Origin of the sequence: Petrotoga sp. HWHPT.55.6.3 (assembly GCF_002895495.1) — a bacterium.
Lineage (GTDB): Bacteria > Thermotogota > Thermotogae > Petrotogales > Petrotogaceae > Petrotoga > Petrotoga mobilis.
In genome coordinates this window covers 1-24,727 of the sequence record NZ_AZRJ01000054.1, presented here as the reverse complement: position 1 = coordinate 24,727, position 24,727 = coordinate 1, and the positions used below count along the sequence as shown (strand labels likewise).

Below are 24,727 nucleotides of genomic sequence, written 5' to 3'. Positions count from 1 at the left end.
GTTACGCTAATTTTTAATAATTTTTGATTTTTACCTCTTCGCATATCATCTATTAGCTTTATAAAAAGAAACTACCATTTCATTTTATTCAGATAACTCTTTTAATATTGATATACCAGAGCTTGTTCCTATTCTTTCTGCTCCAGCATTAATCATATTTATATAGTCTTGTAAAGTGCGTATACCACCAGCAGCTTTCACTTTGATTTTATTTCCAACTGTTTCTTTCATTAACTTAACATCTTCAACAGTTGCTCCGCTGGGACCAAACCCTGTAGATGTTTTGATATAATCAACACCAGGAATTTGCAGACAAACTTCAGCCAATTTCTTTATTTCTTCTTTTTCTAAATAACAAGTTTCAAAAATTACTTTTAATACAACAATGTTTTTACATTCTTTTGCAACAGATTCAATGTCTTCTTTTACTATTTCCCATTTTCTATCTTTAACTGCGCTAATATTAACTACCATATCAACTTCTTTTGCACCATTAACTATGGACTCTTTCGTTTCAAAAACTTTGGTAGCAGTTGTATTATATCCAAATGGAAATCCCACAGCAACGCCCACTTTAACTTCGCTGTCTCCTAATAACTCATTGGCATACTTAACAAAATATGGTGCGATTGCAACACTTACAAACCCAAACTCTTTTGCTTCCTTACATAACCTTTCTATATCTCCTAAAGTTGCATTTGGTTTTAAAAGGGTATGATCAATGGTTTTGGCTACTTCTTTTTTGGTCAATTTCATTTTTTATTCCTCCTCATATTTTTTGGTTTTCAAAGTATATTTTGGGTAATTATCAAAAATTTTAGTTCTTTTTTTCTTTTTTAATTTAACCATATAAGCTAATAAGAGCGAACTTCACAAAATTAATAATTATTTAAATATTGAGTTAATTCTTTCAATCAATTTAACTTCCATTTCCCAATCAAAACTGGCTACATTTTCTCTTAGTTGTTCAACATTTGTTGCTCCAGCAATAATCGTTGATATCTCTGCATGAGATGCCAACCAATTTATTGCTATCTGTGCAAGGGGACGATTAATATCTTTCGCGATATTTTTTAGTTTACCTACTATTTCTAGATTTTTCTTGAGTTTTTCTCCCTTTAGTTCTGGATTTGCAGTACGGACATCAAATTTAGATATTTTTCCTATATCAAAACCATCCGTTAAAAGTCCTTGGGCAAGCGGACTATATGGAATTATACCAATTCTATTATCTTTTGAAAAAGGTAAAATTTCATTTTCAGTTCTATAAACTAGAGGTAAATCATGATAATGATCAGAATTACGGTCTATCAAATTATATAAAACCTGATTACTTACTATCTCTGCCTGACTAAGCTCTTGAGCTCTTTCTATTAAGAAGGCAGAAAAGTTACTTACACCAATATTTCTAATCTTCCCTTCTTTTTTTAATTCATTCAAAGTATCTAGGGTTTCTTCGAGTGGAGTATTAGGATCGGGCCAATGAATTTGATAAAGATCCAGGTAATCAGTTTCAAGTCTTCTTAATGAATTATCTATTTCCTCTAAAATACTATTTCTTGAAAGGTTACGAGTAATTTTTTTTGAACTATCCCAACGTAGTCCACATTTACTAGCTATATAAATATCTTTTCTTTTTCCCTTAATAGCCTTCCCTAATACTTCTTCTGCATGCCCAAAACCATATACTGGAGCTACATCAAAAAAATTTATACCTAATTTGATAGCTTCTTTTATTGTTTTTATTGAATCACTATCTTTTGCCTCTGTCCATTCGCCGCCAACAGGCCAACAGCCAAATCCTAGCATGGAAACTTCCAAGTCAGATGAACCCAATTTTCTATAAATCAATTTTTATAACCTCCTCTCTCCAATGAACGGTTATTCATTAACCGTACTACTTTCATGGGTAATTTTCCTAAAAAATTGTTCAATTCTAATAACTTTTCGATTTTTTTAAGAATTATTTCAATTTTCAAAGAGCATTGTGGATAATTATTCAATATTTTAGTTCTTTACCTACCTTCTTTAACTTTTTTTGTTAATCATTACTTTTTCAATATTTTAGGAGAGATGAACAAAAGACTCTTACTTTATTATTAACGTTTTACTTAGTTCAAAAGAAATTATAAAAATTCCTGGAGTTCCACCATTTACAAATTTGCAAGTTTTTCGTATGTTTCTACAAGAGCATAGTATGCGTTATCAAAAACCCGGAATAACCTTTCATAATATTCGTGCTTTTTTTGATCAGGAATTATGGTTTCAACATCCTGAATAATCAGAGCTGCTTCATTGAGAGTTAATTCTTCAATACCAATGGCTCCAATTAATGCAGCTCCTATGGATGTGGCTTCTTCTAAATGCGAAGGAATCATGAGTTTTCTACCAAAAATATCCGAGATAATTTGCTTCCAGTTTCTCCCTTTGGCACCACCTCCTATTAAACGAATTTTACTAAATTTCTTATCTGATTCCAGTATATCAAAAATTATTTTTAAGTTAAAAGCTACTCCTTCTAGAACGGCTCTGAGCATATCCGACTTACTATGAGTTATTGATAAACCAATGAATGAACCGCGAGCATTTGCATTCCATCTGGGACTTCTTTCTCCTAATAAATAAGGAAGAAAAATAAGATGTTGTGCACCTGCCTTTGTCTGATCTACAATGTCATCCATTAAAGAGTAAACATCCACCCCAAGTAATTTACTTGCTAATTGCTCTTCTTTACAAAGGTGATCTTTTGCCCATTGATATGAAGCTCCTCCAGCCTGCATAGTACCAGTAGGGCAATAAAGGCCTTCTATAACATGAGCGAAGTTAAATGTTCTTAATTTTTCATCATAGAAAGGCGTAGTCGAAGATGTACTGACCCAACTTGATGACCCAAGATAAATGTATGCCTCTCCTGGTTGAATAACTCCAGCACCTAGAGACGCACAGGCACCATCTCCCCCTCCTCTTACAACTAAGGTTTTTGGGGGAAGTCCTAGCTCCTTAGACACATTCAAAAGTATAGTAGACACTACAGTTGTAGATGCACTAACTGGGGGCAATTTGCCAATTTCTAATTCAAGAGCTTCAACAAGTTTTTCAGACCATCGTAGATTCTTTAAGTCAAAAAGCAAAGTCATTGACGCATCCGAATAATCAGTTCCAAATTCACCAGTAAGTTTATACACTATAAAATCTTTGGCACTTAAAAAGAAGCGAGTTTGTTTATATATCTTAGGTTCATTATCTTTTATCCAAGCGATCTTAGGACCTGAATACGTCGGTGTGATTCTGGTACCGGTTATTTCATACACAGTATTGTTACCTATTGCTTCCAGTTTTTCAGCCTGTTTCACACTCCTTTGATCCGCCCAAATGATAGCCCTTCTTAAAGCATTTCCGTCACATCCAACTGGAACCACACCCATCATTTGACCACTGAAACTAATTGCCTTTATATCATTTGAATCAATTTTTGCTTTAGTTACCAGCTCACACGTGGCATTTTTTACTGATTGCCACCATTCTTCGGGGTCTTGTTCAACCATATTTGGGCCAGGATAATATGTCTTATAACCGAAAAAAGAGCTGGCAATAAGTTTTCCATCTGTTTTATAAAGAGTAGCTTTATTGCCAGTTGTCCCCAAATCATGTGCGATAATAAAACTCATTTTTTAACACCTTCCTTAAGATCGTTTTAAAAAATTCTATTTCTTCGATTATTTAAAAATAATTCTATTTCTTCTTTGCTGGGCATTGAGGGAGATGTACCGAATTTCATTGTAGATAAAGCCGCACCTGCCATAGCATAGTAAATCGATTCTTCTAATGTATTTCCTCTTGAAAGATAAGATGCAAATATTCCAGCAAAAGCATCTCCCGCACCAGTAGTGTCAATTGTTTTTACATTATATGCTGGAATTATTTCATTTTTTATTGAAGGGCAATAAACTCCTCTTTCTCCTAGTGTTATAATGACTGTTTTTACTAATTTGTTTAATTCAGTACCTATATTACTTATATCTCTGTTAAAACTAGTTTCCTCAAGCGGAATGTTCGTCATTAAACTAGCTTCGATTTCATTTAAAATTATTATATCTACGTATTTCAAAATTGTATGGTCGAATTCTCTTACTGGGGCAGGGTTTAATAATACTTTTGCTCCCAATTCTTTAGCCAACTTTATAGCTTCATAAGTCGCTTTAAGATTGGCTTCGAATTGTGCTAAGAATACGTCTGAACCCATAAAAATTTCTCTACTTTTTTGCACATCTTTAGGAGAAAGTTCTTCACAGGCTCCAGTAGCGACAGCGATAGCATTTTTACCTGTCTGCTCTTCAACTATAATTAAAGCTACGCCCGTAGCAGCGGTTGGAGATTCTAGCAAATACTCCTTTGAAATGTTGAATCTATCAAATGAATTTTTGACAAACGGGGCAAAAAAGTCCTGTCCTATTTTTGTCATGAATTCAACTTCTGCCCCTGCTTTTTTGCAAGCAACTGCCTGGTTAAATCCCTTTCCTCCGGGTCCCATCCTAAACGGTCCAGAAAATACTGTTTCTCCAACAACTGGTATATGTGGTGAAAAAACAGTGAGATCCATAACATAACTTCCAAACACTGTGACTTTATTCATCTTTTACCTCCAATTTTATAAAAGTGATATTAAATTGATCTTTATCTTCAAATAATTAAAAATAAAGCTTAAATAAAAACCTATTAGTTATATTTTCTTTTAAAAAAAATGAAACTCACATAGTGTTTATATTCAAAAAAATTCTAACTTTCATTTAACTTATTAGATTAAGATCAGTAATTTTATATGTAGCTTGTCTCTATGATTTAGACAAAAAATTTTTAGAAACGTTAAAATATATATTTTTGCAAAAAACTTTAATTCCTCTGAAATATTTTCTTAAATAAATTTCTTGAGCCTCCCTTTTTAGCTAGTTGGTCAAAAAGAACCGCAAGAATAATAATTGCACCGATAATTATTTGCATAATAAAAGGATCGATTCCTAATAAGTTCCCTCCATTTCTAATTGTCTGTATTAAAATTGCACCTAAGGCAGTCCCAAGAATAGAACCAACACCGCCGCTTAGACTAGCTCCTCCTATTACTACTGAAGCTATTGCATCCAATTCGTATCCTTGACCAGCAGTAGGTACTCCCGCAGCCATTCTGGAAGCTAACATCAAACCAGCAATGCCACTAAAAAGAGCAGCCATACTATAGAAAGAATAAAGGTGAAGTCGGACGTTAATACCTGCGACTTGAGATGCTTCTTCATTGCTCCCAATAGCATACAAATTGCGCCCCCACACAGTATATTTTAAGATAAACATCATTAGAGCTACTAGAATGATCCATGTCCATGCGAGAACAGGCATTCCTAAAAACTCTTTTACTGCGAATTGTTTAAATTCTAAAGGAATCCCAGTTATCATTCTACCAGATGAAATATACATTACGACACCTCTAAGAAGGGTCATCATACCGAGGGTTGCAATAAAAGGAGGAACCTTTCCATCATAAACCAGTATGCCATTTATAAGACCGCCTAAAGCACATAAACTAAGAGCTATTAAAATACTGACACCAGAAGAAAATTGAAAATCCATACTAGTTGAAGTGAAGATTGCATATAGCATGCCACTTAGCCCAACAAAAGAGCCTACAGATAAATCTATTCCGCCAGTAATGATAACCAAAGTCATTCCTATGGCTACTACACCGTTTATTGAAGATTGTCTAACAAGATTTGTGATATTTCCCCATGAAGAAAAATTCCCTTTTGTTACCAGAGCTAGAAATACCCATATAAGAATTACGATGAGTAAAAGATTTCTTTCAGCAAAAGTTTTTTTCATTTTATCATTTTTAAACATTCGAGATCGCTTCCTCCTTTTTTCCTCTTGACAATACATTTTTCATTGAGAGCTTTAATAGATATTCCTCAGAAAAATCTTTTTTATCAACTTCACCAGCAATTTCTCCTTGAGAAACAACATAAATTCTATCTGATATTCCTATCAATTCAGGAAGATAAGAGGAAATAAATATTATTCCTTTACCTTGGTTAAGAAGATTATTAATAAATTTATAAATTTCGACTTTTGTTCCCACGTCAATTCCTACTGTAGGTTCATCAAAAATATAAATATCAGCGTTTTTGCAAAATCCTCTTGCCATTATAACTTTTTGTTGATTTCCCCCGCTAAGTTCCCCGACAGGTTGAAATAGAGATCCTATTTTAATAGAAAACTGGTTAATATAATTTGTTGCTTGACGGTAAGCCAGCTTATAACTAATCAAAGGTCCTCTCATCACCTTATCATAGTTGCTTATGTTTATATTGAAATTTACATCTTGTTGAAGAAATAATCCTTCCTTTCTTCTATCTTCTGGAAGATAAATGATTCCACTTGTAAGTGCTGCTTTTGAATTTTTAAACAAAACCTTTGATCCCTTGAAAGTTATTTTTCCTACGTTTATAGTATTAAGGCCATAAATTGCTTTAGCAATTTCTGTTCTTCCAGCTCCTATTAATCCATATAATCCTACTAATTCTCCCGATCTAAGTGAAAAATTAATGTTTTTAAACCCTTTACCTGAAATATTTTCAACTTTCAAAATTTCTTTTCCAATAGGATTTTCTCTGGGAGGATACATTTCTTTTATGGATCTTCCAACCATTAGAGGAATAAGAGATTCCACATCCCCTACTTCCCCTGTTGTATATGTTCCAACAACTTTGCCGTCTTTCAAAACTGTGACAGTGTCACATAACTCAAATACTTCTTCAAGATTATGTGAAATATAAATTACAGCTGTATTATTTTTTCTGAGACGTTCAATTATATGGAAAAGGATTTTTGTTTCGTTTGATGTTAAAGCTGCGGTAGGTTCATCAAATATAACTAGTTTGGGTTTAGACCATAAGGCTTTGATTATGCTTATCATTTCTCTTTCGCCCAAACTAAAATTCTTAATAATTTCTTCAATTTTTATGTCCGTACCTATTTCTTTTTTTAGAAAATCTTCCAGTTTTTCATGCATCTTCCTCCAGCTAATAAAAGGACCTGTTTTAGGGGGATCTCCAAGAAAAAAGTTTTCAGCGACAGATAAGTCCGGGGCAACAGTAACATCCTGGTAAACAGCGTAAATTCCAAGTTTTTTAGATATCAGTGGAGAGTTCTTTTCAATAATATTTCCTTTAAATTTTATAATGCCAGAATCTTTTGTGTATTTGCCTGTTATAATTTTTATCAAAGTTGATTTACCTGCTCCATTTTCTCCAACTAGACCTCTCACCTCCCCTTTATTTACTGATATACTGACGTTATCAAGAGCTTTTACGCCAGGAAAGGTTTTATTAATCTTTTCAAGTTCCAATATAGCCTTTTCTACACTCATTCTACATGCTCCTCCATGTTTTATTTTTTCTACCGACCTTTTGACCCCCAATTATTTTTCTCTGTAATACATCAGAAATCTTTAGGGATATTCTTAAGGAAATCTCTAATTCTTTTGAAGCATCGAAATTTTTATCTTTAACCACTGTTACTAAGATAAAATACTAAAAGTTAATTAATGCTATTATAAAGTTTCTTTTTCATGTATAAATCTATTTCTATAAAAAGGGGCAGTTTTCCCTGCCCCAATCTGTTATTTAAAGTTATACAAATTAATATCTTTGTCTGGAATAAGGATCAAGAATCCACATAGAGTCATCTAAATTTTCCTGTGTGACTACATAGACCCCTGTATCGAAGTATTCAGGCAAAGGTTCATCATGAATTGCCATAAAAGCAAACATAACACCTTTGTAACCCATCCCATGAGGATCCTGCACAATTAAAGCATCAAGTGCCCCACTCCTAAGAGCTTCGATCTCTTGAGGATCAGAATCGTAAGCTACAGCGACTACTTCTTCTTCGAGCCCTTGAAGCTCGATAACTCTTGCAACTCCGTCACCAGTATGGTTATTATCAGCAAATATTGCTACAAGATCATCATAGGCAACAAGAAGATCTTCTGTAGCGTTTGCTGCTTTAGCAATATCGTTATCAACATAAATAGTAGGGAGGATTTCAAGCTCAGGAGCTATTTCTGAAAGTCTCTCTTTAAATCCAATATCTCTATCCACCAAAACTTGAACACCAGCCATAGCGCTAACCAATCCGACTTTTCCTTTTAGAGGTTTCCCTTTTTCTTTAAGAAACTGAACGAGCTTATCGGCTGCAAGTGCACCTCCAACTTCATTATTTGTTGCAAGAAAGGAATTATATCTTGTATCATACACAAAGTTATCTATTAGAATTATCTTAATACCCTGTTCATAAGCGTTATCAAGAATAAGTGAAGGTGCATCCGAACTAGTAGAAGAAATGACTATAGCATCAGGTTTTGTATTGACAACATTTTCCAGTATCGCGATCTGTTGATCAATATCTGCTTCAGAAGGTGGGCCATACGTTGTAATATTTATCAAGCCCTGAAGATCATGCTCGGCATTTCTTGCTCCGACTATGGTATATTGCCAAAAGTCTGAATCTGTAGCTTTAACTATAAAAGCAATTTCGTAAGCAGAAAAACTTAGAACTCCTCCTAATAATAGAAAAATCATCACTACGAACTTTACACTTTTTTTCATTACAAAACGCCTCCTTATAAAAAGTTGTTTTTTCCTTTCAAGGTTGTTCTTGTACTCATCAATTAACAATACTTTTTTACTTTACATCTAAATCTTCACCTCCTTGTTCATTTCGCATATACTGCATTTAGAAACGGTGAAGTACTTTAAATAAAAACTATGAAACTCAAAAATTTCTAGATATCTTCGTCACTATAAGTTTAATTTTAATATATTTTTGATCCTCTTCAGCCAGTTGCCTTCGGGATAAAGGAAAAAACAAGCTACACATTCTCATTTTTTTAAAACCAAAATTTTAATTTTGAAAAATATTTATTTTAAAGTTTTTGCATTCGTGTCTTTCAACAATTCTTGAATTTCTAAAGGATAATAATTCGTACATATTAACAGATAAATTATTATAAAGGCTTAATGAAAAAAAAGATTGAATACTTGTTAATGTGAAAATAAACAAAAAAGCCTTAGTATATATTTCAATATACTAAGGCATTCATGACCTCATATCATTAAATTTTTTATTAAATACTGTCATCCCACCCTTGAGAATGACTTTCTAAATCATTTAATCATATTTTCATTTTTATGTCAACTCTGATTAAAGGCGATTACAAGAAAATAGAATTAATTAGAAGGAAATAAAGCCAAATAATAAGGGAATCCTTAGTTTTTCTAATAACTATGAATTTGGTATAATAAAAAAAGCTAATCTATTTTGTGGTGATAATAAATGCCAGAGAAAATTTTTGAAATTCAGAATTTTCGTGTAAAAGATCAAGACGCAGAACTTTTAAAAAATTTCTCCTTAGAAGTACAAAAGGGCGAAGTTATAACTATTGTTGGTCAAGAAGGATCGGGTAAGAATGCCATTATCAATGGCTTGATTGGTAAGTCACCTGCAGAGGGGAAGTTGTTTCATATGGGGCAACTTATCTCTTTCAATCGGTGTGATCTCAAGAAAAATAAGATTGAAATTATTAATCAAAAACCTAAATTATTAGAGAACCTCTCTGTTTCAGAGAATTTGTTTTTAGATACTTCTTATAAGAAGAAACAATCGATTTTTTACTTTAAAAGAAACACCCAGAAAGTAGTGGAGGAAATTTTAAAAAAGTATAATTTAAACTTATCACCAGATATGAAAGTAGGAGATCTCACATTAGAAGAAAAGAAAAATTTGGCTTTTGTGAGAGCTTTTTCTGTTAATCCAGATGTTGTAATTTTATACGAACCAGCTGAGAATATTTCTTTAAGTTCTTTGATGAATCTCCACAATATGATAAGAACACACAAAAAAGAAGGTAAAAGTGTAATCTACATTACTAAACAATGGGAAGATGCCTTGAGAATCGCTGATAAGATCACAATATTGAATGAAGGTGAGATTGCGGAAATTTTGGACTCCCAAGAGATAAAAAATAATCCTAAGAAATTGATAAATAAGATTATGGGAATTAACTCTGATGACAATAATGTAAATCCTGAAGAAAGTCAACTAATTGAATCGGTTTTCGAAGCTGCAGAATACTTAACATCAGAATATGAGCTAGATGATCTTATGAATCTACTTGCAAAAAATGCTGCAAAGGCTATGAAAGCAGACGCGTGTGGAATATCTCTGATGGATGAGGACACAAACGCAATAATAGACAAAGCTTTTTACAAACGAAATAAAAACGTCGAAGTTGAACCGAATGAATCAGAAATCTTAAATTTAATCGGGGATGAAAAAGTTTATTATTTTTCAAAAAGGGATAGAGGCTTCGAAAAATTCTTTAAAATCAACAAAGATATATGTAGTTTTATATGTGTTCCTTTGTACATAAGATCAAGGTTGAGTGGTATAATCCACATATATTACAAAGAAGTATATATCTATTCTGAAGAAGAGATAAAGTATTTAGAAACTATAGCTCATCAAGCTGCCCTAGCAATTCATGATACAAGGTTAGTTGGAAGTTCTGTATTGTTACAAGAGAGTCATCATCGAATCAAGAATAATCTACAGTCTATAATTAGTTTAATGTCTTTGTATAAAATGTCGATCAAAAAAGATCCCAGGAAAGATGTAGCAGAGATGCTCGATGATTTAATGTCGAAGATAAAAAGCATCGCCGCTGTGCATGAATTGTTGTCGAAAGATAAATTGGGTAGAAGTATTATCAATCTCAAAGAGATGATAATAAAGATAGTCAAATTCATGAGCAGTACAAGAGAAGAGATAAAATTTAACTTTGAATTGCAGGATATTTTCGTTTCATATAGCAAGGCCTCTGCTATAGCTTTGGTGGTGAACGAGTTAGTTACTAACAGTCTAAAGTATGCTTTTGTTGGTAAAGAAAATGGTGAGATTACTATTATTTCAAAATTTGAGAATGAATCAATAAAACTAGTGGTTTCAGATAATGGAGTAGGATTTCCACAAAATTTCGATATTCAAAAAACCCAGGGGCTTGGTTTATCGATCGTATATTCTATAATTACCAAACAACTAAATGGGGAAATAGAAGTCGAAAACTCTAACGGTGCTAAAGTTCGAATTGAAATCCCAGTAAAACAGATTAGTAAGAGTATTTCTGTCGAAGAAATGGAGAAAATTTGAAGATGTTGGGGGTTAAACTATGAAGGATTTGAAAGTATTGGTCGCCGAGGATGAATATCTAATTTTAATGGGGTTAAAAAGTAACTTAGAAAATCTAGGGTGTAAAGTAGTTGGAGAAGCTACAAACGGTAAAGAGTTGATCAAATTAGCTTTAGAAAAAAAGCCGGATATGATTATAGCCGATATCAATCTCCCTGTTATGGATGGTTTAGAGGCATTAAGAAGGATAAATGAGAAGGTTTTTATTCCCACATTGATTGTAAGTGGCTACGATGATGAGGAATTGATCGATAAAGCGAAAAATCTGGGAGTATTGGGGTATCTAATAAAGCCGATAGATGAATCAGATTTAAAAGCCGCTATTGAAATAGCTCTTTCTAGATTTGAGGAGATTAAGAATTTAAAAAATGAATTAGAAGTAACCAAAGAAACCTTGGAATCAAGAAAAATAATAGAAAAAGCCAAAGGTATCATAATGGAAAGATTACAATTAAACGAAGAAGAATCTATGAAATTTTTGCAAAAAAAGAGTAGAAATTCCAACCAAAAGTTAGTTGATGTTGCGAAAGAAATTATAGAAGCTGACAAGGCTTTTAGAATTGATTAAATTGCATATAGCAGTCTATTTTCAATCTTTTATTTCTTCTACTTTGTATTCCATAATGTTATTTAAAATATTTTTGTCGTCTCTCCATTTGTCACGAACCTTTACGTAAAGATCAAGGTAGACTTTTCTTTCAAAAAGTTCTTCGATGTCTTGTCTTGCCAATTGGCCGATCTTTTTAATCATACTTCCGTTTTTACCTATTATAATAGGTTTCTGACTTTTCTTTTCAACATAAATTTCTGCTCTTACGTACAAAACGCCGTTCTCTCTTTCTTTCAGTTCTTCTATAACTACACCGCTTGAATGAGGGATCTCTTCCTTTGTTAAATGAAAGATTTTTTCCCGAATTAACTCAGAAATGATGAACCTTGACGGTTTATCGGTGATCATATCTTCTGGGTAGTACTGTGGACCTTCAGGTAATAAATCTATAATACTTTGTTTTAATTCAGAAAGATTTTTACCCGTTAAGGCCGAAATTTCAATGGTTGTAACTATATTTGAACATAAACTTTTTATTTTTTCTGTCATCAGGTTAATTTTCTCTTTATCTTTTACTAGGTCAACTTTGTTCACAAGAAGAATGGTAGGAATTTTTGATTTATCGACTATTTCAGCAACTCTTAAATCTGAATTTCTTAAACCATCCTTTGCATCGATTATAAAAAGTATTAAGTCAACGCCTTTCAATGCATTTATTGCGATATTGACCATGTATTCCCCGATTTTTCTTATAGGCTTATGAATACCTGGTGTGTCGACAAAAACTATTTGGTAATGATCTTCCGTTAATATGCAGTTTACTCTATTTCTTGTGGTTTGTGGCTTGTCAGAAACAATGACCACTTTTTGACCCATCAAAGCGTTTATCAATGTTGATTTTCCTACGTTAGGCTTTCCAGCCAAAGCAACGAAACCACTTTTAAAACCGTTATTTTCCATCTTTTCCTCCAAAGAGTATATTTGAAAAATCACACTCATTATTTATATTCTAGTTTAGTATTAAGCAAAAGTCAAGTTATAAAAGGTAATTTGTCAAAATTTCTACAATCATTAGTATAGTTAAACAAATAAATGGTATAATCAAATTAACAGAGAAAATACTTGCCAATTTTATAGGCGGGCTGCAGAGAGAAGGGGCGTTAACAAAAACATATGGTATAATATAACTAGTTCAACAAACTATCGTGTAACCAAAAGGGGGGAGCTGATGAAAGGCACCAACATAACTCGCAACCGTCAGGACATTATCTTCAAAAAGATGTCGGAACTATTCAAAGATGAAACCCTCAAATATTATGAACTGAACTTACCAAAGATAATCTCAGTAAAACCAACAGAACTACCGGTAATAAACGTATCAGACAGAAACATGGATTTTGTATTCGAACTAGAAGACAACTCACTGTTACACTTAGAATTTCAAACTACGTGGAAGAAGGCAGACTTACTAAGATTTGCACAATACGACATAGCGTTATACCAAAAAGAAAGAAGAAAGATAAACACGGTAGTAATATACTCAGGGAAATACGAAAGTGCAGAAAATGAATTGGACATGGGATCAAATAAATATAAAGTTTTACAAGTATTCATGATAAAATACGATGGAATAAAAAGGTACAAAGAAATAAAAGGAAAGATAGAAAAAGGAGAACCACTAACGGATAAAGACTTAATGGATTTAGTATTCTTACCCTTGATGAGAAACGAAAAAAGCGAAGAAGAAGTGACAAAAGAGGCGTTAGAGTTAGCGATTGAGATACCAGATGAAAACAAAAAAGAAGCGGTAATAGGATCGTTATTAGGGTTCTCAGACAATTATGTAAGGGAAGAGTATCTAAACAAACTGAAAGAGGTGATACGAATGACAAAGATAGGAGCCTCATTATTTGAAGAAGGCGTGGAAAAAGGTAAAAGAGAAGGTGAAAGAAAAGGCAAAATTGAATTTGCAATTAGAATATTAAGCAAAAGATTTGGCAACCAATTAACTGAAGAGATAAAAGAGAAAATAAGAAAAGCCAATGAGAAAACGCTAGATTACATAGGGGATAACTTGTTAGAAATAACAATAGAAGAACTAAAAGAATTGTTAAAATAGTTGTAATAGGATGATCCGTTACTCATCAGAAGTATCTATACTGTAATTGTATTGTTGAAGATATCACTCTTTTTTTATGAGGAGTGATATCTTTTTTTAAAGTATTTCACTAATAATTTTTTATTATAAAATAGCTTAATGTTATAATTTATAAAAAGAACATAAAAGAAATCTGTTAAATGCTTAGAATAGTAAAGTTAATTACCGTTAAAATTAAAAGGAGCGAGCAATATGACTAAAGAAGAAATTAAATTTTTCGATGCATTGGAAGACATTTTTGTTGGGGCAAAGGTAGAAGGAGAATCAGGATATATTAATTTAATGAGAATCAAATCAAATTACTACAAAAAGGGAGTATTCCCACAACTTAAAAAGGATATAGATGATGCCTTAAAACCATTTCCTAAGTTTAGGGGAGAATTATTTGATAAACTTTATACATTTTTCAATCGATACTTCTCTGAAACAGGTTCAATCTATTTCAGGTACACACCATTTCATCAAAATGTCTACGAAAAGGTATATACAGACGATAAAGATGTCATCTTATTCTGGAAAACACACATGCTGTATTATGTTAAAACAGATAGATTATTCAAAAATTTAGAAGTAGAAATTGACAAGCACAAGTATTATTTTGATGTTTCGACGTTAGAACATAAAAAAGCAAATGAAAAGAGAGAAATAATATACGAGTTTAAAGAAAAAAGGAAAGACGAAGCAATTGTTTTCAATGTATTATACTCGGAAAGAGGAAGAAAAACAAAGATCGATGATATTTTAAGATCCTTGAAAAAAGAAGGGGTAACAACAACTGAAGAGGAGTTAAATAAAGCCTTCAAAGTCTTTGAAAAACAAAATGAAGTAGATTACTTTATAAACAAGAATGCAAAAGAATTTTTGAAAGAACAGTTCAATATTTGGTTATATCAGTATGTCTTTTCTGGAGAGAGTGAATGGACTGAAGAAAGAATAAAAGAATTGCAAGTACTAAAAGACATAGCCTTTAAGATAATAGATTTCATTTCACAATTTGAAGATGAGTTAGTAAAAATATGGAACAAGCCCAAGTTTGTTTTAAATTCTAACTATGTGATAACTATGGATAGGATAGCCCAGAAAGATATAGAAATTATAGAAAAGATAATGAACCATGAAGGATTTGAAGAACAAGTAAAAGAATGGAAAGAGTTAGGAATTATTGATACTGAGCTTAACAAAAACAATATTTTAGAAAACAGTATAACAGGGAAACAATTAACTGAAAAGTATAAACATCTCCCAATTGACACTAAATATTTCAAAGATTTAGAACTCGAGATTTTAGGTCTTTTTGATGATTTAGATAATTCCTTAGATGGCTGGCTTATAAAGAGTGAGAATTATCAAGCACTGAACACAATTCTTCCTAAATTCAAAGAAAAAGTACAGACTATATATATTGATCCACCGTTTAAAACTGGAAAAGATTTCTTTTATAAAGATAAATTTCAAGATTCTACTTGGTTAACTTTAATGGAAAATAGAGTTAACCAAGCTAAATATTTTATGAAAAAAGAGGGGAGTATTTTTGTCCATCTTGATTGGAATGCTAATTTCCTTGGAAGACATTTATTAGGAAAATTATTCTCTACCTTAACAGAGATTGTATGGAATACAAATGCAACAAAAGATGAAGAAGCAGGATTGTTCAGTTACAAAAGTTTTGGAGAAAAATACGTAAGACAACACGATACAATATTTCAAGCTTCAAAGACAGATGATTTCAAATTCCTAAAGTTATGGAAACCAAATAGAAAGACCACTAAATTGGATATCGGCTGGTTGGACCTTATTTCTTATCCAAATAAACCTAATCCGCAGAAGATAGAAGATTATGATTTCTTTATAGAAAAATATGATGGGGGGAATTTTGAGCTTGAGAAAAAGACGGTAGAAGAAAAGATTTATCCCATTGGTGATATATGGAATGATATCTATTCATTTACACAATCAGAGCTAAGGACAAGTGAAAATGTTAGTTATGATACTCAAAAGCCAGAAAATTTATTAAGAAGGATTATTCAATCCACATCTGAAAAAGGTGATATTATTATGGATTTTTTCGTGGGGTCTGGGACAGCTGTAACGGTTTCTCATAAGTTGAAAAGAAAATGGGTAGGCGTAGAAGTAGCCGAGAGCTTTAACAAATTTTATTTCGATGAAGAAGAAAAATTGGGATTACTCGGAAGAATGAAAATAGTTTTAGCTGGAGACAAAGAATTTACTGCAGTTGACAAGAAAAGAAGATCCCATTTAAGTAAAGATATCGATTGGCAGGGCGGTGGCTTCTTCAAATACTACGAGCTTGAGCAATATGAAGACACATTAAGAAAGGTAAAATATGAAGATTCAACACTCTTTGATAATCCGTATGAAGATCCGTACAATCAATATGTTTTTATGAAAGACTTAAAGATGCTCCAAGCTCTTGAGATTGATTATGAAAACAATAAAGTAAAAGTAGATTTATCTAAGCTATATAAAAATATAGACATCGCAGAAACATTATCTAACTTAACTGGCAAATGGATAAAGAAGATTCACTCGGACTACGTAGTATTTGAAAATGGTGAGAAAATAAACTTAAAAGACTTGGATTATAAACTCATAAAACCTCTGATTTGGTGGTGAACAGGTTGGAAACATTATTACAAGATATGATAGAAAATATACAATTTGAAGATTTACCAGTTACGTGGAATACTTTTGATTTTGAAGGGTTTTCAGAAAGCAAAACTCTTTGGGATTATCAACAAAATGCAGTAAGAAATGCTATCAAGGTATTATGGAAGTATTTTGAGGATTTTGTAGATTATCAAAATAACGAAAGTTTGGAGATGAACAAAGTAAGAAAAGAAAAGCTTTTTAATTGGTACAAAGACAATGGCCTAGATAGTGATTTTGATTTTAAATTGACAAATAAAAGCAACTACAAGCTTTTAGCAGAATATTACCCTCAAGTAGATGATAACAGGCTTTCTTATGAGAACTTTATCAATCGTATGAGTTTTTGGATGGCCACGGGAAGCGGTAAAACGCTTGTTATCATAAAACTAATTCAAATTTTATCAGAATTAATTAATTGGAAGGAGATCCCTCCACACGATATTCTCGTTTTAACCCATAGGGACGATTTGATAGAGCAGCTTAAAAAACATGTGGATGAATTTAATAGGTCGAATGAAAATAACATATATTTGCATGAGTTAAAAGAATACTCTGAGATAAAGCGAAATCCTCAATTATTTGGGACAAGTATTTTTTATTATAGATCTGATAATTTAAGTGACGAACAAAAAAATAAGATTATAGATTTCAAAAACTATGATAATGATGGGAAATGGTACATCTTTTTAGACGAAGCTCATAAAGGAGATAAAGAAGATTCCAAAAGGCAACATATTTATTCTATTATGTCAAGAAATGGATTTTTGTTTAATTCTTCAGCAACGTTCATAGATCCAAGAGATATAGTTACATGTGCTTATGAATTTAATCTTTCAAGTTTCATAAACGCAGGATATGGTAAGCATTTGAGCATTTTAAAACAAGAGATAAGGGTATTTAAAAACGATAAAGAAGATTACAACAAGGAAGAAAAACAAAAGATAGTTTTGAAATCATTGATTCTTCTAACTTATGTGAAAAAGTTTTATGAAGAAATTACCCGTATCCAAGCTGATTTATACCATAAACCATTACTTTTAACTCTGGTTAATTCTGTTAATATTAAAGATGCAGATCTTAAATTATTTTTTAGAGAACTTGAAAAAGTAGCGGTCGGTGAAATCGATCTTGAGATTCTAAAAGTGGCTATTGAGGAGCTTTGGGAAGAGTTACGCAAAGAACCACCCTGTATGTTTGAAAAAGACCAAAAAATAAAGATAGAAGAGTCCACACTAAAGAGTATAACAAAAGAAGAAATATTAAAATATGTATTTAATTCAACCGTTCATGGGGAAATTGAAATAATAATTAGACAGTCCAATAACCAAGAGTTAGCCTTTAAATTGAAAACAAGTGATACGCCGTTTGCATTAATAAAAATAGGAAATATATCTGAATGGTTAAAAAGTGAGTTAGTAGGATATGAATTTCAAGAGAGATACGAAGGTGAAAGTTATTTTGAAAATCTGAATAAGGAAGAATCTGATATTAGCATTCTTATGGGATCTCGAAGTTTTTACGAAGGTTGGGATTCCAACAGACCTAATGTAATTAATTTTATAAACATAGGAACTGATAAGAGTGCAAAGAAATTTATTCTTCAATCAATTGGTAGAGGTGTGAGAATAGAACCCATAAGAAATAAGAGGAAAAGAATATTGCAGCTATACAATGCCAAAGAAATTGATCAAGAAGTGTTCGACGCAATTAAAAACAAAGTTTTACCAATAGAGATTCTATTTATCTTTGGAACGAATAGAAAAGCTTTAGAAACAGTTGTTCAAGAGTTAGAACAAGAAAGAAAAAAAGATGGCGAGAATCAGCTTACACTTTTTGAAAATGACAAAATCAAAAAGAAAGATTTACTTGTACCAATCTACAAACAATCAAAAGTGCCTATTTTAGAAAGGAAAGAACAGATAAAATTTGAAATTTCTTCGGAAGATCTTGAGTTATTATCTAAATTAGGTGAATTTATTACCGATGATAGAGTGTTTCTAATGAGATACGAAACGGAACCAAAGAAAATAAAATTTTTGAGAGGAAGTCTAAAAGAGCGAAGCAATTTTAATATCAAAGAGAAAACCATTAAAAATGTAGATTTGCTTGTTCAAAGGTTTTTTAATTATCTTAACCTTGCTCCGAAAGACTTTCAGGGCCTCAAAGAATTAGATGAAGAAATAAAACATTTTAAGGAAATCAGAGTGTATTTGAAAAATATTTACGAGATACAAAATAAGATTGAAAAAGTTAAAAACTCTACGAAGTTTATGAAAGAAGTAGAAGAACAATATGGGAAAATACCACTGGAAGAATATTTAAAGAAAGTGAAAAGTATAAGTGAGGAGGAAGAATTTGAAAGTGGAGGTCAACGAATCAAAATAAAGTATGTCCCTAATCACTATTACGTTCCACTCATACTTTCTGAAGATGAAAAAATAAAGTATATAAACCATATTATAAAAGTACCAAGTGAAGTAAAGTTTATAAGCGATCTTGAAAATTATTTGAAAAGAGAAAACAATAAGTTCGAAGAATTTGATTGGTGGTTTTTTAGTAAATTAGATGAAAGTTTAGATGAAATCTATATTCCATATTATAATCCTAACATAAATAAAATGAGTAGATTTTATCCTGATTTTATTTTTTGGCTAAAAAGAAGAAATAACTATTATATTCTTTTTGTGGATCCAAAAGGAACTGAGCATTCAAGCGCTTATAGAAAAATCGATTGGTATAAAAAATTATTCGAAGAAAATGGCAAAGAGAAAGTTTTCGAATATAACGAATTCAATGTGAAAATAAAACTATTAATGAAACCAGAAGATCCTGCTAAAGTGCTTTCAGAGTATAATAAATACTGGTTTGATAATATTGAAAACATGTTGAATTCTTTAATGTAGAGCTAGTTCCGCGTTTTGCCTTCACATTAAACTTAAATTAAATATGTTATAATTTCAGTAAAAAAGTAACCTCACTTTTTGCTCTATTACTTGGCAAAGGAGGTGAAAAAAATGGTTGAAGTAACCAATGATGTTTCTTTAAAGGTAGAAAACCTAAACTCCCAAGTTGGTGAATTCAGACTAAAAAATATCTCTTTTGAATTACCAGTTGGAGAAGTTTTATCTATTTTAGGGCCTTCAGGTTCAGGTAAGACGGTATTATTAAGAACCCTTGCAGGTTTGAATAAAACTGAATCTGGAGCAATTATCTTTGGAAACGAGAGGATAGAAGAGTATTCCCCAAGAGACAGGAAGGTCGGTTTTGTCTTTCAAAACTATGCCATTTTCCCTCATTTAGATACGAAATTGAATTTAGGTTTCCCTTTGTACATTGGTGGGAAAAAGAAAAAAGAAGTGTATGAGATAGCGATAAAAGCGGCAGAAGAGTTGGATGGTTTACCGAATTATTTAGAAATAAAGCCCGATGAATTGCCTGAAGGTATGAAACAGTTGATCGCCTTTGGGAGAGAGAAATTACACGATTGTAGGTTGTTACTCCTTGATGAACCACTAAGTCAGTTGGATAGAAAGCTTCACGTAGAAATGAGAGCTTTGCTCAAAAGATTTATAAAAGAATTAGGTAAAACAACGATAGCAGTTTTCAGTGATCCCGAAGATGCTTTGTCGGTAAGTGATTATCTTGCTATACTGGATGATGGAGAGCTTTTGCAGTTTGGAGAAACCTTCGATGTTTACCAGAACCCATCAAACTTAAAAGTTATGGAACTTACTTCCAGATTAGGATTGAACACAATAGACGTTGAAATCAAAGGTGGCAACGTATTAAATAAATTAAAAGTGGATAAAGAAGATGGTAATTACAAGTTATGCTTTCGACCAGAAGAAATAGCCATTAAAGACGAAGGATTCGACGTTCAAACAGTAGAAAGCCATATCTACGATTCTTCTCATAATTTGGTAGAATGTGATTTCCATGGAAAATCGATCAGACTCTTGGTACATAAAAATGTACCTGAGAAGTTTAATTTTATCCCAACTAATCCTAAATATTATTGATCATAATCTAAACCAAGGGATTTTGGAGGTTGCTCTCCAAAATCCCTTCTTAAAAAGTAATTACGAAGGAAGGCAGAAAAAAGAAAAATGGGTGGAAAATACGTTTTTGGAAAAAGTTGGTGGGGCAAAAAATGGGTAGAGGCCTTGGAAAATATCGACAGGGACACTAATAGGTTGCCCCGCGGTAGAAGCTATGCAAAAAAAGGGGCGGTTTTGGAGATTAAAATTCAAAAAAACTCTGTAATATCAGCAAGGGTTCAAGGTACGAGACCGAATCCCTATAGAGAAAGGATAGCTTTGCCTGTTTTTACGGAAGAAGAGAAAGAAAAAATTAAAAAAATTCTAAGCGAAAGATTAGACCTTTCTGCTATGTTAATTGGTGGGAACCTTCCCGAAGAACTTTTAGATATCACCAAAAATATGGGAATAAGATTGTTCCCAGAAAGTTGGAATGAGATAAATGCACATTGTTCATGTCCTGATTGGGCAAATCCTTGCAAACATTTGGCAGCCGTTTACTATATTATAGCCGATGAGATAGACAAAGACCCTTTTTTGATCTTCGAAATGCACGGCATGAAAAAGAAAGATTTGATAGAAATCGCTAAAGAGACAGAAAAAACTTCTGATTCTATCTTTACAGATAAAAAGGAAGAACCTACCAAACCGATGGAACAACCAGATCCTTCGTATGAAAAATATGAGATAGAAAAGGTTATAAACCTACTACCTGATGAAGCCTATTTTTACGATGGGAAAAACTTTAAAAACCTTCTGTTGAGTATGTACAATCACTTATCGAAAGCTATAAGTGAAGAAGATGAGAAGGTAGATGAAAGGTTTAACCCATATTTCAAAGAGTCTGATATAAAATTTATTTATTCTCCCATTACTCCCAATATTATTTTAGAAGGTGAACCGTTAGAAGAATTAGAATGTAAAAAAGAAAATGGCAATTATACGGTGCATTACGAAGATTTATTCGATTTATTTGGATCGATACCTCTTATGGAAACCGATGAGGACAGTGAAGCATCACTATTTTTAAAAAGATTGGTTTCTTTCGTATACAAGCTTATCGATATGAAGGCATTTATCCCTACTCCACAAAAGATTAACGAAGAAGACTTCGTTATCGATTACTCACCTGTTTATTTTAACGATTATGTGAAGGATTACGTTAATTATTTGAGTTCTATCGTTCCCGTGGATCTGGTAATCAACGAAAAAGGTCAATACATGAAAAGGGAAAAAATCGTTGAATACCTTGTATCCCAGTACATCAAATATCTCATAAAAAAGTATTACAAAACAGAAGTGAAGAATAAAATAATCGATGTGTTCTTTGAATCCAAGGTATACACCGCCCAAAAGTTTGAAGAAAAAAGAACCTACGAAAGTATAAAAAACTATCTTGAACCTTTACTTTTGAGGCAAAGCAAGTATCAATTGGTTATTAGTATAGAGGATATGGGAGAGTTGTTTTTCAACCTATCACTCGATATCTACAGAAAAGATGAGCCTTTTGATACTTACCAAGATATAAAAACTTTCTTTGAGAGCCAAGAAGTAGGAAAGTCAGAGGTCTTGAAAGAGATTGTAACTATTGCAAAATACGCGGAATTCTTTGGTGAGTTTTTAAAGAAAAAAAGTTCTAAAATAATGGTTAATACGGAACAGTTATCGGAAATAATGATAAATGCCATGCCCATATTAAAACTCCTGAACGTTGAAATACTAGCTCCAAAAGGACTTCAAAAGGTTTCAAGGCCAAAACTCGTTTTAAAAGCAAACTCTACAGGCAGTCACGTATCCTTTTTATCTTTGTCCAAGCTCATACGATTCAATTACACCGTACTCATAGGAGATTCAGAAATTTCACTTGAAGAGTTCGAAAAATTGGCAAAAAAATCAAGAGGGATAGTTAAGATAAAAGAAAATTACGTGTTTTTAGGTGCCAACGAGTTTGAAGCTATCATGGAAAAGGTCAAGAATATAAACTTAACCTCAGACTTTGAAACTTTGAAAGTTATACTTTCACAAGAGATGAACGGTCTTCCCGTGATATTGGATAACAACCTGCAAAAGTTTTTAGAAGAGTTGAGAAAAGTTTCTCCAGTAAGGTTACCAAAAAATCTTAATGCGGAGTTAAGGCATTATCAGAAAACTGGATTCAGATGGTTGTACACGAATTTAGAAAAAGGTTTCAACGTCTGTATAGCAGATGATATGGGTTTGGGTAAAACGATCCAAGTTATTTCAGTAATTCTCAAAATGAAGGAAGAAAAAGCTTTAGAAAAACCGGTTTTAGTGGTTTGTCCAACGACACTTGTTGGAAATTGGTACAAAGAGTGTGAAAAATTTGCACCTACTTTAAATGTAAGTATTTACCATGGAAGTGATAGGAAGTTTGAGAATAATTCTGATGTAATTATAACGACTTACAGTGTTGTGAGAAATGACGTTGAATTTCTAACAAAAAAAGAATTTTCAATGGTTGTTATAGACGAAGCACAAAATATAAAAAATTCGGATACACAACAAACCAAAGCGGTAAAAGCTCTCCGCGCTCCAAAGAGGATCGCAATGACAGGAACCCCCATAGAAAACAGATTAACCGAATTATGGAGCTTATACGATTTCCTTATGTCTGGATATTTGGGTGGGAAGAATCGTTTTATAGAAACCTTCGCGAAACCAATTGAAAAATATGGAGATACAACAGCAACCAAAAGATTACAAAGTTTGATAAATCCATTTTTGATAAGAAGGGTTAAAACTGATAAAAATATCATAAAAGACCTTCCGGAAAAGTTCACATACGACGAATATGTATACTTAAAACCATCACAAATTGCACTTTATAAAGAGGTTGTTGAACACGTAGAAGAAGAGTTGGAAAAGATGGAAGCTGACGGCATACAAAGAAAAGGATTAATACTTAAAATGTTGACCTCACTCAAACAGATCTGCAATCATCCTGTTAACTACACTAAAAAAGGAGTTCCTTTACCGGATGATTCTGGTAAAACAGAGAAATTATTGGACCTACTTCAAAATATTGTAGACAACAACGAAAAAGTAGTACTTTTCACACAATACAAAGAGATGGGAGATATATTAACGAAGATACTTACAGATAACATTAAGATAGAACCTCTATTTTTTCATGGAGGGCTCAACAGAAAAAAGAGAGACGAAATGATAAACGACTTTCAAACAAAGCATAGATACCCAATTATGATCCTGTCTTTAAAGGCTGGAGGCACGGGATTAAATTTAACAGCTGCAAACCACGTTATACATTATGACCTTTGGTGGAACCCGGCAGTGGAAAGTCAGGCAACAGATAGAACTTTCAGGATTGGTCAAACAAAAGACGTGATAGTTCACAGATTCATCACCTTAGAAACATTTGAAGAGAAAATAAACGAGATGCTAGAAAAAAAGAAAGAGTTATCTGAAAATATCATAAAAACGGGAGAAAGTTGGATAACTGAGTTATCCAACCAGGAGATAAAGAACTTATTTAAATTGGGTAATTAAGGTTTAGGACTATTTTGGTTTTCTTCCAAAATGTGTATTGGGCAGAGTCAATTGCAAAGAGTATAAAATGTGAGTTTTTTGTGTTGAAAAAAATTGCTAAAAAACTATAGAGAAAATAACATCTGAAATAAGCTCGTAAGGAAAAATGCGGTATAATATACCTAAGTTTGAATAAAAACCGAAAAAGGGGTGGTTCTATGATGAATATTAATATATTATGTGTACTAATATCAAATATTCGAAAGTCGGCTATCCCTTCGGTTTGTAAAAAATAGACCTTTCTAAAAAGATAAGTCTCTTTTTAAGATCCGATGGGATATAAGAAGTTACTCAATTGCTTATACACTCACTTTTTAGGAGGTCTAAAAGTTGAAAGAATTATTTCACAACAGGAATTATATGCTCTATTGGTTTAGCAGTGCTTTTACTATGGCAGCAAGCAACATTGTTCAATTTATGCTTTCATTGTACGTTTTGGATACAACAGGTTCT

Annotated in this window: 15 protein-coding genes; 7 read left to right on the top strand and 8 right to left on the bottom strand. The window is 32.4% G+C overall.

The window, feature by feature from the left end; translation table 11 throughout:
- Nucleotides 1-84: 84 nt before the first annotated feature.
- The 7 genes from deoC to X926_RS09610 all read right to left on the bottom strand — a co-directional run bounded on the left by deoC (nt 85) and on the right by X926_RS09610 (nt 8,654).
- The gene (gene deoC, locus X926_RS09640) at nt 85-756 is read right to left on the bottom strand and encodes a deoxyribose-phosphate aldolase (RefSeq protein ID WP_103065951.1); all 672 of its coding nucleotides are present in this window, start codon (nt 754-756) and stop codon (nt 85-87) included.
- 129 nt (nt 757-885) lie between these two features.
- Nucleotides 886-1,851 carry an aldo/keto reductase gene (locus X926_RS09635; protein WP_103065950.1) on the bottom strand — a complete coding sequence of 322 codons (966 nt, stop codon included), beginning with the start codon at nt 1,849-1,851 and terminating at the stop codon, nt 886-888.
- A 302-nt stretch (nt 1,852-2,153) separates the two neighbouring features.
- A complete protein-coding gene (xylB, locus tag X926_RS09630) occupies nt 2,154-3,668 on the bottom strand; it encodes a xylulokinase (RefSeq protein ID WP_103065949.1) in 1,515 nt (504 codons plus the stop codon).
- Between the two features lie 26 nt (nt 3,669-3,694).
- Nucleotides 3,695-4,633 carry a ribokinase gene (locus X926_RS09625; RefSeq protein ID WP_103065948.1) on the bottom strand — a complete coding sequence of 313 codons (939 nt, stop codon included), beginning with the start codon at nt 4,631-4,633 and terminating at the stop codon, nt 3,695-3,697.
- Between the two features lie 257 nt (nt 4,634-4,890).
- Nucleotides 4,891-5,886: an ABC transporter permease gene (locus X926_RS09620; RefSeq protein ID WP_199171211.1), complete on the bottom strand. Its 996-nt coding sequence runs from the start codon at nt 5,884-5,886 to the stop codon at nt 4,891-4,893.
- On the bottom strand, nt 5,879-7,414 hold the full coding sequence (locus X926_RS09615) for a sugar ABC transporter ATP-binding protein (RefSeq protein ID WP_103065947.1): 1,536 nt from the start codon (nt 7,412-7,414) through the stop codon (nt 5,879-5,881). The genes X926_RS09620 and X926_RS09615 overlap by 8 nt, the downstream gene beginning before the upstream one ends.
- A gap of 271 nt (nt 7,415-7,685) precedes the next feature.
- Nucleotides 7,686-8,654 (bottom strand): ABC transporter substrate-binding protein, encoded by a 969-nt coding sequence (locus tag X926_RS09610; RefSeq protein WP_103065946.1) that lies wholly within the window; start codon nt 8,652-8,654, stop codon nt 7,686-7,688.
- Nucleotides 8,655-9,381: 727 nt separating this feature from the next.
- Here X926_RS09610 and X926_RS09605 point away from each other — a divergent pair.
- Nucleotides 9,382-11,253: an ATP-binding cassette domain-containing protein gene (locus X926_RS09605; protein WP_103065945.1), complete on the top strand. Its 1,872-nt coding sequence runs from the start codon at nt 9,382-9,384 to the stop codon at nt 11,251-11,253.
- 19 nt (nt 11,254-11,272) lie between these two features.
- Entirely contained in the window at nt 11,273-11,860 is a 588-nt protein-coding gene (locus tag X926_RS09600) for an ANTAR domain-containing response regulator (RefSeq protein ID WP_103065944.1), read from the top strand.
- Between the two features lie 21 nt (nt 11,861-11,881).
- Here the strand turns inward: X926_RS09600 and era are convergent, their stop codons facing one another.
- Complete coding sequence (era, locus tag X926_RS09595) at nt 11,882-12,802, bottom strand: GTPase Era (protein WP_103065943.1); 921 nt, start codon at nt 12,800-12,802, stop codon at nt 11,882-11,884.
- A 268-nt stretch (nt 12,803-13,070) separates the two neighbouring features.
- Here era and X926_RS10340 point away from each other — a divergent pair, with 268 nt between their 5' ends.
- The 5 genes from X926_RS10340 (at nt 13,071) to X926_RS09570 (ending at nt 24,235) form a co-directional block, all read left to right on the top strand.
- Nucleotides 13,071-13,961, top strand: coding sequence for a hypothetical protein (locus X926_RS10340; protein ID WP_103065942.1), 891 nt, complete (start codon nt 13,071-13,073; stop codon nt 13,959-13,961).
- Nucleotides 13,962-14,192: 231 nt separating this feature from the next.
- Nucleotides 14,193-16,634, top strand: a complete 2,442-nt coding sequence (locus tag X926_RS09585) for a DNA methyltransferase (RefSeq protein WP_103065941.1) — start codon at nt 14,193-14,195, stop codon at nt 16,632-16,634.
- Nucleotides 16,635-16,639: 5 nt separating this feature from the next.
- On the top strand, nt 16,640-19,573 hold the full coding sequence (locus X926_RS09580; protein ID WP_199171210.1) for a DEAD/DEAH box helicase family protein: 2,934 nt from the start codon (nt 16,640-16,642) through the stop codon (nt 19,571-19,573).
- A gap of 111 nt (nt 19,574-19,684) precedes the next feature.
- Nucleotides 19,685-20,689 (top strand): ABC transporter ATP-binding protein, encoded by a 1,005-nt coding sequence (locus tag X926_RS09575; RefSeq protein ID WP_103065940.1) that lies wholly within the window; start codon nt 19,685-19,687, stop codon nt 20,687-20,689.
- Nucleotides 20,690-20,776: 87 nt separating this feature from the next.
- Nucleotides 20,777-24,235: a DEAD/DEAH box helicase gene (locus tag X926_RS09570; protein ID WP_103065939.1), complete on the top strand. Its 3,459-nt coding sequence runs from the start codon at nt 20,777-20,779 to the stop codon at nt 24,233-24,235.
- Nucleotides 24,236-24,727: the final 492 nt, after the last annotated feature.

Coding starts and splice junctions, on each gene's coding strand:
- deoC (WP_103065951.1), bottom strand. CDS start 756: ATGAAATTGACCAAAAAAGAAGTAGCCAAAACCATTGATCATACCCTT.
- xylB (WP_103065949.1), bottom strand. CDS start 3,668: ATGAGTTTTATTATCGCACATGATTTGGGGACAACTGGCAATAAAGCT.
- X926_RS09625 (WP_103065948.1), bottom strand. CDS start 4,633: ATGAATAAAGTCACAGTGTTTGGAAGTTATGTTATGGATCTCACTGTT.
- X926_RS09620 (WP_199171211.1), bottom strand. CDS start 5,886: ATGTTTAAAAATGATAAAATGAAAAAAACTTTTGCTGAAAGAAATCTT.
- X926_RS09615 (WP_103065947.1), bottom strand. CDS start 7,414: ATGAGTGTAGAAAAGGCTATATTGGAACTTGAAAAGATTAATAAAACC.
- X926_RS09610 (WP_103065946.1), bottom strand. CDS start 8,654: ATGAAAAAAAGTGTAAAGTTCGTAGTGATGATTTTTCTATTATTAGGA.
- X926_RS09605 (WP_103065945.1), top strand. CDS start 9,382: ATGCCAGAGAAAATTTTTGAAATTCAGAATTTTCGTGTAAAAGATCAA.
- X926_RS09600 (WP_103065944.1), top strand. CDS start 11,273: ATGAAGGATTTGAAAGTATTGGTCGCCGAGGATGAATATCTAATTTTA.
- era (WP_103065943.1), bottom strand. CDS start 12,802: ATGGAAAATAACGGTTTTAAAAGTGGTTTCGTTGCTTTGGCTGGAAAG.
- X926_RS10340 (WP_103065942.1), top strand. CDS start 13,071: ATGAAAGGCACCAACATAACTCGCAACCGTCAGGACATTATCTTCAAA.
- X926_RS09585 (WP_103065941.1), top strand. CDS start 14,193: ATGACTAAAGAAGAAATTAAATTTTTCGATGCATTGGAAGACATTTTT.
- X926_RS09575 (WP_103065940.1), top strand. CDS start 19,685: ATGGTTGAAGTAACCAATGATGTTTCTTTAAAGGTAGAAAACCTAAAC.
- X926_RS09570 (WP_103065939.1), top strand. CDS start 20,777: ATGGGTGGAAAATACGTTTTTGGAAAAAGTTGGTGGGGCAAAAAATGG.